This window comes from Pseudomonas syringae (assembly GCF_021605415.1).
Taxonomy (GTDB): domain Bacteria; phylum Pseudomonadota; class Gammaproteobacteria; order Pseudomonadales; family Pseudomonadaceae; genus Aquipseudomonas; species Aquipseudomonas syringae_S.
Genome location: NZ_WKEQ01000027.1, coordinates 39,356 through 51,377 on the forward strand (window position 1 = coordinate 39,356; position 12,022 = coordinate 51,377).

8 protein-coding genes are annotated in these 12,022 nt (G+C 60.6%); 5 read left to right on the top strand and 3 right to left on the bottom strand.

What is annotated here, in order from left to right:
- The first annotated feature begins 42 nt into the window (after window positions 1-42).
- From GIW69_RS18560 to GIW69_RS18575, 4 genes are all read left to right on the top strand, one after another.
- Window positions 43-2,346: a YgiQ family radical SAM protein gene (locus tag GIW69_RS18560; RefSeq protein ID WP_236484243.1), complete on the top strand. Its 2,304-nt coding sequence runs from the start codon at window positions 43-45 to the stop codon at window positions 2,344-2,346.
- 254 nt (window positions 2,347-2,600) lie between these two features.
- Window positions 2,601-5,876, top strand: coding sequence for a transglutaminase family protein (locus GIW69_RS18565; protein ID WP_236484244.1), 3,276 nt, complete (start codon window positions 2,601-2,603; stop codon window positions 5,874-5,876).
- Between the two features lie 88 nt (window positions 5,877-5,964).
- The gene (locus tag GIW69_RS18570; RefSeq protein WP_236484245.1) at window positions 5,965-8,451 is read left to right on the top strand and encodes a circularly permuted type 2 ATP-grasp protein; all 2,487 of its coding nucleotides are present in this window, start codon (window positions 5,965-5,967) and stop codon (window positions 8,449-8,451) included.
- Complete coding sequence (locus GIW69_RS18575) at window positions 8,451-9,341, top strand: transglutaminase-like domain-containing protein (protein WP_236484246.1); 891 nt, start codon at window positions 8,451-8,453, stop codon at window positions 9,339-9,341. Before GIW69_RS18570 ends, GIW69_RS18575 begins: the two co-directional genes overlap by 1 nt.
- Window positions 9,342-9,453: 112 nt before the next feature.
- Here GIW69_RS18575 and GIW69_RS18580 read toward each other — a convergent pair whose 3' ends face one another.
- Window positions 9,454-9,633: a hypothetical protein gene (locus GIW69_RS18580; protein ID WP_236484247.1), complete on the bottom strand. Its 180-nt coding sequence runs from the start codon at window positions 9,631-9,633 to the stop codon at window positions 9,454-9,456.
- A 68-nt stretch (window positions 9,634-9,701) separates the two neighbouring features.
- Window positions 9,702-10,289 carry a cytokinin riboside 5'-monophosphate phosphoribohydrolase gene (locus GIW69_RS18585; RefSeq protein WP_236484248.1) on the bottom strand — a complete coding sequence of 196 codons (588 nt, stop codon included), beginning with the start codon at window positions 10,287-10,289 and terminating at the stop codon, window positions 9,702-9,704.
- Window positions 10,290-10,643: 354 nt separating this feature from the next.
- Here GIW69_RS18585 and azu point away from each other — a divergent pair, with 354 nt between their 5' ends.
- Window positions 10,644-11,090 carry an azurin gene (azu, locus tag GIW69_RS18590; RefSeq protein ID WP_236484249.1) on the top strand — a complete coding sequence of 149 codons (447 nt, stop codon included), beginning with the start codon at window positions 10,644-10,646 and terminating at the stop codon, window positions 11,088-11,090.
- A gap of 102 nt (window positions 11,091-11,192) precedes the next feature.
- Here the strand turns inward: azu and nadE are convergent, their stop codons facing one another.
- Window positions 11,193-12,020, bottom strand: a complete 828-nt coding sequence (gene nadE / locus GIW69_RS18595; RefSeq protein ID WP_236484250.1) for an NAD(+) synthase — start codon at window positions 12,018-12,020, stop codon at window positions 11,193-11,195.
- Window positions 12,021-12,022 lie beyond the last annotated feature (2 nt).

Here is a 12,022-nt window from a genome sequence, read left to right on the forward strand (position 1 = left end):
ATTCCGCGCCCGCGATTTTTCATCTCTACACCGGTCATCGACATGCAAACAGCCAAGCCGTTATTTGACTATCCAAAATATTGGGCCGAATGTTTCGGGCCAGCGCCATTCCTGCCGATGAGCAGGGAGGAGATGGATCAGCTCGGCTGGGATTCGTGCGACATCATCATCGTCACCGGTGATGCGTACGTCGATCACCCATCGTTCGGCATGGCGATCATCGGCCGGCTGCTGGAGTCCCAGGGCTTCCGCGTCGGGATCATTGCCCAGCCGAACTGGCAGTCCAAAGACGATTTCATGAAGCTCGGCGAGCCGAACCTGTTCTTCGGTGTCGCGGCCGGCAACATGGACTCGATGATCAACCGCTACACCGCCGACAAGAAAATCCGCTCCGATGACGCGTACACGCCTGGTGGCATGGCCGGCAAGCGTCCGGATCGCGCGAGCCTGGTTTACAGCCAGCGCTGCAAGGAAGCCTACAAGCACGTGCCAATCGTGCTCGGCGGCATCGAAGCTTCGCTGCGCCGCATTGCTCACTACGATTACTGGCAGGATCGCGTGCGTAACTCGATCCTGATCGATGCCAGCGCCGACATTCTGCTGTACGGCAACGCCGAACGCGCCATTGTCGAAGTCGCCCAGCGTCTGTCCTACGGTCACAAAATCGAAGACATCACCGATGTGCGCGGCACCGCGTTCATTCGTCGTGACACGCCGCAGGGCTGGTACGAAGTCGACTCCACGCGCATCGACCGTCCGGGCAAGATCGACAAGATCATCAACCCGTACGTGAATACCCAGGACACCCAGGCCTGCGCCATCGAGCAGGAAAAGGGGCCGGTCGAAGATCCGGGCGAGGCCAAGGTCGTGCAGATTTTGGCCAGTCCGAAGATGACCCGCGACAAGACCGTGATTCGTCTGCCGTCGGTTGAAAAAGTCCGTAACGACGCCGTTCTGTATGCCCACGCCAACCGCGTGTTGCACCTGGAAACCAACCCGGGCAATGCCCGCGCGCTCGTGCAGAAGCATGGCGAAGTCGACGTCTGGTTCAACCCGCCGCCGATTCCGATGACCACCGATGAAATGGACTACGTGTTTGGCATGCCTTACGCACGGGTTCCGCATCCAGCGTATGGCAAGGAGAAGATTCCGGCCTACGACATGATCCGTTTCTCGGTGAACATCATGCGCGGCTGTTTCGGTGGCTGCACGTTCTGCTCGATCACCGAGCACGAAGGCCGGATCATCCAGAACCGTTCGGAAGAGTCGATCATTCGTGAAATCGAAGAGATCCGCGACAAGGTGCCAGGCTTCACCGGCGTCATTTCCGACCTCGGCGGACCGACCGCGAACATGTATCGCATCGCCTGCAAGACCCCGGAAATCGAATCCGCCTGCCGCAAGCCGTCCTGTGTGTTCCCGGGCATCTGCCCGAACCTGAACACCGATCACTCGTCGCTGATTCAGCTGTACCGCAGCGCCCGCGCGTTGCCGGGCGTGAAAAAGATTCTGATTGCCTCCGGCCTGCGTTACGACCTGGCGGTCGAGTCGCCGGAATACGTCAAGGAGCTGGTGACCCACCACGTCGGCGGTTACCTGAAGATCGCCCCGGAACACACCGAGGAAGGTCCGCTCAACCAGATGATGAAACCGGGCATCGGCAGCTATGACAAGTTCAAGCGCATGTTCGAGAAGTACACCAAGGAAGCGGGCAAAGAGCAGTATCTGATTCCGTACTTCATCGCCGCCCACCCGGGCACCACCGACGAAGACATGATGAATCTGGCGCTGTGGCTCAAGGGCAACGGTTTCCGTGCCGACCAGGTCCAGGCGTTTTATCCGTCGCCGATGGCTACCGCGACCGCGATGTACCACTCGGGCAAGAACCCGCTGCGCAAGGTCACGTACAAGAGCGACGGCGTCACCATCGTCAAGAGCGAAGACCAGCGTCGTTTGCACAAGGCGTTCCTGCGCTATCACGACCCGAAAGGCTGGCCGATGCTGCGCGAAGCACTGGTGCGCATGGGCCGTAGCGATCTGATCGGCTCGGGCAAGGATCAACTGATCCCGGCACATCAGCCGTCCACCGACAGCTACCAGAGTGCTCGTCGCAAGAACTCGACGCCGGCCGGCAGCCATAAAGTGGCCAAGGAAAAGACCACCAAGATCCTCACCCAGCACACGGGGCTGCCACCTCGCGCCAGCGACGGCGGCAATCCGTGGGACAAGCGCGAACAAGCCAAGGCAGCGGCGTTCGCCCGCAACCAGCAAGCGGCCAAGGAGCGCAAGGACGCCGCCAAGGGCAAAGGGCCGAAGCCGGCTCGCAAACCCGTCGTGCCCCGCTAAGCGCTGCTGGATAAGAACAACACGCCAACCCTCGGGTTGGCGTTTTTTTTTTTGCGACTGCTCGTTCCCATGCAGAGCGTGGGAACGAGCAGCGCGGGCTGCAACATTTACGTGCAACTCCGTCCAACCATTTCTGCGCATTGCCCGATTTTGGTGCTGTACTGCCTTGAGCATTCCGGGAAAGCGCTCCTGCACCTGCATGGCATAAGTCTTGCGCGCTTTCGAATACGCTCTAGGCTCGCAGGAGGCACGCCGTGTCGATTCATGTCGCATTGCATCACGTCACGCATTACCGCTACGACCGCGCCGTCGAGCTTGGCCCACAAATTGTGCGGTTGCGCCCGGCCGCCCACAGTCGCACGCGGATCCTGTCCTATGCGCTGAAAATCTCCCCCGAGCAGCATTTCATCAATTGGCAGCAGGATCCCCAGGGCAATTACCTGGCGCGACTGGTGTTCCCGGAGAAAACCGAGGAACTGCGGATCGAAGTCGACCTGCTGGCGGAGATGGCGGTGTTCAACCCGTTCGACTTTTTCCTTGAGCCCTACGCCGAGAAAATCCCGTTCAACTATGCCGCCGATGAGCAAAAAGAGCTGGCGCCGTACCTCGAAACCCTGCCGCTGACGCCGAGATTCCAGGCCTATCTGGACGGTATCGACCGCACGCCGCTGCCAGCCGTGGACTTTCTGGTTGCGCTTAATCAGCGCCTGAGCGATGACATCGGTTATCTGATCCGTATGGAGCCGGGTGTGCAAACCCCGGAACACACCCTCGAACACGCCTCCGGCTCCTGCCGCGATTCGGCGTGGCTGCTGGTGCAGCTGCTGCGTAATCTCGGCTTGGCGGCGCGGTTCGTTTCCGGCTACCTGATTCAACTCACCGCCGACGTGAAAAGCCTCGACGGCCCGTCCGGCACTGAGGTGGACTTCACTGATCTGCACGCTTGGTGCGAGGTTTATTTGCCCGGCGCGGGCTGGATCGGCCTCGACGCGACCTCCGGGCTGTTCGCCGGTGAAGGGCATATTCCGTTGGCCTGTAGTCCCGATCCATCCTCGGCGGCACCGATCAGTGGCTTGGTTGAACCTTGCGAGTGCGAATTCAGCCACGAAATGTCGGTCGAGCGGATTTGGGAGGCACCGCGGGTCACCAAGCCCTACACCGAGGAACAATGGCTGGCGATTCAAACGCTGGGTCGGCAGATCGATGCCGATCTGTTGGAGGGCGACGTGCGCCTGACCATGGGCGGTGAACCGACCTTCGTGTCCATCGATGATCCCGACGGCGCCGAATGGAACACCGCCGCGCTGGGGCCGGACAAACGCGAACTTTCCGCCGAACTGTTCCAGCGCATGCGCCAGCGTTATGCGCCTGACGGTCTGGTGCATTTTGGCCAGGGCAAGTGGTATCCCGGCGAGCAACTGCCGCGCTGGTCGCTCAACTGTTACTGGCGGCGCGACGGCGTGCCGATCTGGCACAACAACGCCTTGATTGCCGATGAGCAACAGGACTACGGCGCTGACGGCGCGCTGGCCGGGCGCTTTCTCGCCAGCGTCGCCGAACGCCTGAAACTGCCGGCGCGCTTTGTCTTTCCGGCCTTTGAGGACAATTTCTATTACCTCTGGCGCGAGGGCGCGTTGCCGAGCAATGTCAGCGCCGAAGATTCACGCCTGGAAGAACCGCTTGAGCGCGCGCGGTTGCGCAAAGTGTTCAGCCAGGGGCTGGATAAAGTCATCGGCCAAGTACTGCCGCTGGCCCGTACGGCCAAGGGCGATCAATGGCAGAGCGGGCGCTGGTATCTGCGTGACGAGCACTGTCGGTTAGTGCCGGGGGACTCGCCGCTGGGCTATCGGCTGCCCCTGGGTTCGCAACCGTGGGTGAAAGCCGCCGAGTATCCGTTTATTCACCCACAGGATCCGAATCAGGACTTCGCCGAGCTGCCTGACACGGCGCAACTTGGCAGTCACGGTGACTCTGCCGCGCCGGAAGAGCGCGCGCCAGAGATCGACGAATCCGCCGACTGGCTGACCCGCACCGCGTTCTGCGCCGAAGCGCGGGAAGGGCGTTTGTATCTGTTCATGCCGCCGCTGGAGCGCGTCGAGGATTATCTGGAACTGGTGGCGGCCATCGAAGCCACCGCTGAAGAACTGCATTGCCCGGTGCTGCTGGAAGGCTATGAACCGCCGAGCGATCCGCGCTTGAGCAATTTCCGCATCACGCCCGATCCGGGGGTGATTGAAGTCAACGTGCAACCGTCCTCGACCTGGGACGAACTGGTTGAGCGCACGGAGTTTCTCTACGATCAGGCGCGACAAAACCGACTGACCACCGAGAAATTTCTGATCGATGGGCGGCACACCGGCACCGGCGGCGGTAATCATTTTGTACTCGGTGGCGCGACGCCGGCTGACTCACCGTTTTTGCGGCGTCCCGACCTGCTGCGCAGTCTGATCAGTTACTGGCACAACCATCCATCGTTGTCCTATCTGTTTTCCGGATTGTTCGTTGGCCCGACATCCCAGGCGCCACGTGTCGACGAGGCGCGTAACGACGCCTTGTATGAGCTGGAAATCGCCTTTGCACAAATGCCGGAGCCGGGCGAGGAATGTGCGCCATGGCTGGTCGATCGGTTGTTGCGTAACCTGCTGATTGATGTCACCGGCAATACCCATCGCGCCGAATTCTGCATCGACAAGCTGTATTCGCCGGACGGTACCACCGGGCGCCTCGGCCTGCTGGAGTTGCGCGCCTTTGAAATGCCGCCCCACGCACGCATGAGCCTTGTACAACAATTGCTGCTGCGGGCACTGGTGGCGCGGTTCTGGCGTGAGCCCTATGCGCCAGCGAAACTGGCGCGCTGGGGCACTGAGCTGCATGACCGTTTCATGCTGCCGCACTTTATCGAGCAGGATTTTGCCGACGTCATTGTTGAACTCAACGCGGCCGGTTATCCGCTGCGGGCCGAGTGGTTCGCCGCGCATCTGGAGTTCCGTTTTCCCAAGGTCGGTGACTACGCGGTCAACGGTGTCGAGCTGGAGTTGCGCCAGGCGCTTGAGCCTTGGCATGTGCTGGGCGAGGAGGGAGCGGTTGGCGGCACGGTGCGTTATGTCGATTCATCGCTGGAGCGTTTGCAGGTCAAGCTTACCGGGCTGGCACCGCAGCGTTATTTACTGACATGCAATGGCATTGCGGTGCCACTGCAACCGACCGGGCGGGTGGGGGAGTATGTTGCCGGCGTGCGGTTTCGCGCCTGGCAACCGGCCAACTGCCTGCAACCGACCATCCCGGTGCACGCGCCGCTGGTGTTCGACTTGCTGGATACGTGGATGGCGCGCTCGCTGGGTGGTTGCCAGTACCACGTCGCGCATCCCGGCGGGCGCAACTACGAAACCTTGCCGGTCAATGCCAACGAGGCCGAAAGTCGGCGCATGGCGCGGTTTTTCCGAGTCGGACACACGCCGGGGAAACTTCCTATACCTCAAGTCGAAACGAATGACGAACTGCCGATGACTCTCGATTTACGACGCTTCTAAACCGTACACGACGCTCGGATTTTTCCGATATCCGGGCGTCATGTGCCTGCGTTAGTCTGACTGTTCTTTGCTGTCTGCCGAGCTTTCCATGCCTGACCTGTTAGACCGCTACCCGCTGACGGCGGGCACTTATCACGAACTGCTCGACGACAGTGGCGCAGTGCGCCCGCATTGGCGACGGCTATTCGATCAATTGCAGCGCAGCACCCCGGCTCAGCTGGTGCAGCGTCAGGCACTGCTGGCTCGGCAGATTCAGGAAAACGGTGTCACCTATAACGTCTACGCCGACCCCAAGGGGGCGGATCGTCCGTGGGAACTGGATCTGTTGCCCCACGTGATCGCGGCAGACGAGTGGCAGCAACTCTCGGCGGGGATTGCCCAGCGCGCACGACTGCTCAACGCGGTGCTGGCGGATCTGTACGGTCCGCAACGGCTGATTGCCGAAGGCCTGTTGCCGGCGGAGCTGGTATTCGGGCACAACAATTTTCTCTGGCCCTGTCAGGGTATTTCACCGCCCGACGGGGTTTTTCTGCATCTGTACGCCGTGGATTTGGCGCGCACCCCGGACGGTCGCTGGTGGGTCACGGCAGATCGCACCCAGGCACCGTCAGGCGCCGGTTATGCGCTGGAAAACCGCACCATCGTGTCCCGGGCGTTTCCCGAGTTGTACCGCGACCTGAAAGTGCAGCATCTGGCCGGTTTTTTTCGCACCTTGCAGGAAACCCTGGCCCGTCAGGCCCCCAGCGATGAGGAAGCGCCGCTGATCGTGCTGCTGACGCCCGGACGTTTCAACGAGAGCTATTTCGAACACCTTTATCTGGCGCGTCAGCTCGGCTATCCGCTGGTCGAAGGCAGTGACCTGACGGTGCGTGATGCCACGGTCTATTTGAAAACCCTGAGCGGACTGCGGCGGGTACACGCAATCATGCGGCGCCTCGACGATGACTTTTGCGATCCGCTGGAGTTGCGCACCGACTCGGCGCTGGGCGTCCCGGGTTTGCTCGAAGCGGTGCGACAGGGTCGAGTACTGGTGGCCAATGCGCTGGGCAGCGGCGTGCTGGAGTCGCCGGGACTTCTCGGGTTTCTGCCGGGGATCAATCAATACCTGTTCAATGAAGAACTGATCCTGCCGTCGATTGCGACCTGGTGGTGCGGCGAAGCGCCGGTACTGGCTCAGGCGCTGGAAAAACTCCCGGAACTGCTGATCAAACCGGCCTTTCCTTCGCAAAGCTTCGCACCGGTTTTTGGTCGGGACTTAGATCAAACACAGCGCCAGGCGCTGGCCGCACGCATGCAGGCACGACCTTACGCCTATGTCGCGCAGGAACTCGCGCAGTTGTCACAAGCGCCAGTCTGGCAAGCGGAAGACGGCCAGTTGCAACCTCGCGCCATCGGCATGCGGGTCTATGCGGTGGCGGGTCATGACGGTTATCGCGTGCTCCCTGGTGGACTGACGCGAGTGGCCGCTGATGCTGACGCCGAAGTGGTGTCAATGCAGCGTGGCGGGGCGAGCAAAGACACTTGGGCGCTCGGCGATCGACCACCCAGCGGCGAACAGTGGAAAACTCAGCGCAATATCGGCGTGCATGACCTGGTGCGACGCGATCCGTACCTGCCATCGCGTGTAGTGGAAAACCTGTTCTGGTTTGGTCGTTATTGCGAGCGCTGTGATGACAGCGCGCGACTTTTGCGGATCATGCTCGCGCGCTATGTCGATGGCGATGATCCGCAAGCCCTGCAAGCGGCGGTCGAGCTTGGCGAACGACTGATGTTGTTGCCTGAAGAAGGCGAATTGCCGGAGCGTCTGCTGGCGGCGTTGCTCGGTGAAGACTGGTCGTTCAGCCTGCGCTCCAACTTGCAACGCTTGCAATGGGCGGCTTCGCAAGTGCGCGGCAAACTGTCCCGGGAAAACTGGCAGGCATTGGTGGAGCTGCAGCGTGAAGCCGCCGAACTGGACACCGACGAACCGGATTTCGGCGAGTTGCTCGATTTCCTCAATCGCTTGGTGATGTCCCTGGCGGCGCTGTCCGGATTTGCCTTGGATGACATGACCCGTGACGAAGGCTGGCGCTTCCTGATGATCGGCCGGCGCATCGAACGCCTGCAGTTTCTCAGCAGCAGCCTGGCGGGATTTCTGCGCGGTGCCGGGGCATTCGATCAGGCCGGGCTGGAGTGGCTGCTTGAATTGGGCAACAGCAGCATCACCTATCGCTCGCGTTATTTGGCGGTCGCGCAATTGATCCCGGTGCTCGACCTGTTGCTGCTGGACGAACAGAACCCCCATGCGGTGTTGTTCCAGTTGAAACTGGTCACCCGAACGCTCAAGCGTCTTAACGACGATTTTGGCGTGCCAAGAGAGCCGGGGCTGCCGCAACTGGTCGAGCGACTGGCGCGGTTTGATCTCGGTTGCCTGGAGAATCCGCTGTTCGGCGAGGCCAGTGTTCGCGCCGCGCTGGAGGGATTGGCTGATTTGCTGCAGGCGATTGCCGATGTCAGCGGGCAGGTGTCGGATCGTCTTGCCTTGCGCCATTTTGCCCATGTCGATGACGTCAGCCAGCGCACGGTGTCCGTCTGATGAGTGCTCACTATCAAATCCTTCACGACACCTGCTATCGCTACGACAGCCCGGTTTCCCTTGCTCAACAACTGGCGCACCTGTGGCCGCGTGAATGCGCCTGGCAACGTTGCAGTGAGCAGAGTTTGCAGATCAGTCCGCCACCGACGTCGCGCCGTGACGAACTGGACGTGTTCGGCAATCCGGTGACCCGGTTGGCGTTCGAGCGGCCCCACGATGAATTGCAGGTCAATGCACGGCTGACGGTGGAAGTGCTGTCGCGGCCGGTGGCGGATTTCAATCTGTCCCCGGCGTGGGAGTCGACCCGCCAGGCGTTGACCTACAGCAGTCAGCGGTTGTCTGCCGAAATGCTGGACGCTTGCCGTTATCGTTTTGAGTCACCGTACGTGCATCTCAAGCGCGACTTTGTTGAGTTTGCCGAAAGCTGTTTCCCGGCGGGGCGGCCAATGTTGCTGGGGGTGCAGGCGTTGATGGAAAAGATCCACGGCGAGTTCACATTCGATGCCGAAGCGACCCAGGTGGCGACGCCGTTGGTGGAAGTGCTGGAGCGGCGGCGCGGTGTCTGTCAGGACTTTGCGCATCTGATGCTGGCGTGCGTGCGCTCCCGGGGGTTGGCGGCGCGATACATCAGTGGCTATCTGCTGACCCAGCCGCCACCGGGGCAGCCACGGCTGATCGGCGCCGACGCGTCCCATGCCTGGGTGTCGGTGTTCTGTCCGGTACTGGGTTGGGTGGATTTCGATCCGACGAACAATGTGCAGCCGGCGCTGGAGCACATCACCTTGGCCTGGGGCCGGGATTTTTCCGATGTGTCGCCGTTGCGAGGGGTGATTCTGGGAGGCGGGAGTCATGATCCCGAAGTGAGCGTCACCGTGATGCCATTAAAATAATGCGATCCAGTGTAGGCGTGAGCTTGCTCGCGATAGCGGTCGTTCAGTCGACAGTGACGCTGAATGGTAAACCGCATTCACGAGCAGGCTCGCTCCTACAGGGGATGGCGAATCAAGCGTCCGGCGCTTTCTCTTCCGGTGCATCAACATCATCTGCTTCAGCCACTTCACCCTCAGGGTTCAGTGCCGTTTCTTCAGCCATTTGCTTCTTGCGCTGAAGCTTTTCCTCTTTCTTTTGCTCCTTGGCCAGGTCTCGTTGACGTTTGGCGAAAGAATAATTGGGTTTGGCCATGGGCGATCCTCTAGGGTCGAAGGTGAAGTTGAGCGGCGCGTATTCTGCCTTGTATCGGTGCCGGGCGGTTAGCCGGGATTTTGCTCGATCCACTTTGGCATCACGGTCGGCTCCCAACGATTGAGGGCATCCAGCAGGTTTTGCGGCGATTCGCTCACTTGCAGCATGTCACGGTGTGGTACACGAACGAAGCCTTCGCCGACGATGTGATCGAGAAATGCGGTGAGTTTGCTGTAGAAACCGTTCACTTCCATCAGGCCCAGCGGCTTGCCGTGGTAACCGAGTTGGCCCCATGTCCAGACTTCGAACAGTTCCTCCAGCGTGCCGAGGCCACCGGGCAGGGCGATGAATGCATCGCTGAGTTCAGCCATCCGCGCCTTGCGTGCGTGCATGCCGTCCACGACTTCGAGACGGGTCAGGTGTTTGTGACCGATTTCCTTGTCCATCAGACTCTGCGGGATGATGCCGATCACGTCTCCACCGGCCTCCAGCGCGGCGTCGGCCACGATACCCATCAGCCCCACGGCGCCACCGCCATACACCAGGGTCAACTTTCGTTCGGCCAATGCCCGTCCGAGGGCGACGGCGGCTGCGGTGTAGGCCGGGTCAGTGCCGGCACTGGCACCGCAAAATACACAAACGGATCTTAACGACATGCCTTGCCCCTGGGTCGATCAGGCCCACAGAGTAAAGGCAGGCAGGCCTCGCTCCAAGCGCTAAACGTCGCGGCGCGGTGTTTCATAACTGCCGCTGGCGCCGCTGGCGCCGCAGGCATAAGCGGCAAGCAAACTGCACAGCAGACTGTTGAGAGACATGGGGGGGACGCTCCAATGATTGACGATGCGCCGATCATAAGCTCGGGCTAGACATCTGGCCGGTTGAATGTTTCGATGAGCGTCATAGCCTGAAAGTTGTATACAATTTTTGATGCAAGTCATAGGAACTTGCGAAGATTTCAGGCAGTCTTTCAACCATTCGTGTTTTTGTTAACCCTGCCTTGGAGATTCACCATGTTTTCCAAAGTTGTTGCGGTATCCCTGCTGGCCCTGGCGAGCAGCCAATTGATGGCTGCCGAGTGCAAAACCACCGTTGATTCTACTGACCAGATGTCCTTCAACACCAAGGACATCGTGATCGACAAGAGCTGCAAGACGTTCACCGTCGAACTGACCCACTCCGGCAACCTGCCGAAGAACGTCATGGGCCACAACCTGGTGATCAGCAAAGAAGCTGACATGCAGCCGATCGCCACCGACGGCCTGGCAGCCGGCATCGACAAGAGCTACCTGAAGGACGGTGATGCGCGCATCATCGCCCACACCAAAATCATCGGCGCCAAGGAAACCGACTCGGTGACCTTCGATGTATCCAAACTCGACGCAGCTGAAAAATACGGTTTCTTCTGCTCGTTCCCGGGCCACATCTCGATGATGAAAGGCACCGTGACCCTGAAGTAATCAGGCACACCGCGAAGAGGCCATCAGCGTGAATACATCTGTTGGCCAGAGAAAAGCCCGCTGGGGATCATTCCTCAGCGGGCTTTTTCATTCAACGATCCATCAAGGGGCGAACGGCATTTCGCGTTTGTGCCGGGTCTTTTGGTAGGTGGACACGATGATCTTGACGGCCTCTTCGCGTACCGGCTCACCGTGCAGGAAGGCATCGATCTCGGCATAGGTCACACCGTGTGACGCTTCATCCGGTTTGCCCGGGGACAGGTCTTCGAGGTCGGCCGTGGGGATTTTTTCCACCAGCGATTCCGGCGCGCCGAAGCTGCGCGCAATCGCGCGAACCTGGTTTTTCACCAGGCCGCTGAGCGGAGCCAGGTCGCAAGCGCCGTCGCCGAATTTGGTGAAGAAGCCCATCACCGCTTCCGCCGCGTGGTCGGTGCCGATCACCAAGCCCTGCGCCGCACCGGCGATGGTGTATTGGGCAATCATGCGCATCCGCGCCTTGGTGTTGCCGAGGACGAAATCCACCGACGCCGCCGGTTTGCCTTCGAACGCTGCGACTTCAGTGGCCAGCGCTTTCACCGCCGGACCAATATTGACCGTGTGACGTTCATCCGGGGCGATAAAATCCACGCAAGCCTGAGCATCGTGCTCATCGAACTGGGTCTGGTACGGCAGGCGCACGGCGATGAACTTGTAGCCGTCGTCGCCGGTGCGCTCGCGCAATTCGCGGATTGCCCGTTGCGCCAGCAGTCCGGCAGTCAGGGAATCGACACCGCCGCTGATGCCCAGCACCAGCGTCTTGAGCCCGGAATTGACCAGGCAATCCTGGATAAAGGTGCTGCGTCGGGCGACTTCCGCTTCGAGGGCTTTATCGTCGGCGAACGGCGGCTGCACCTTCAGCTGTTCAGCAATCTCACGCTGTACGGCTTCCATGA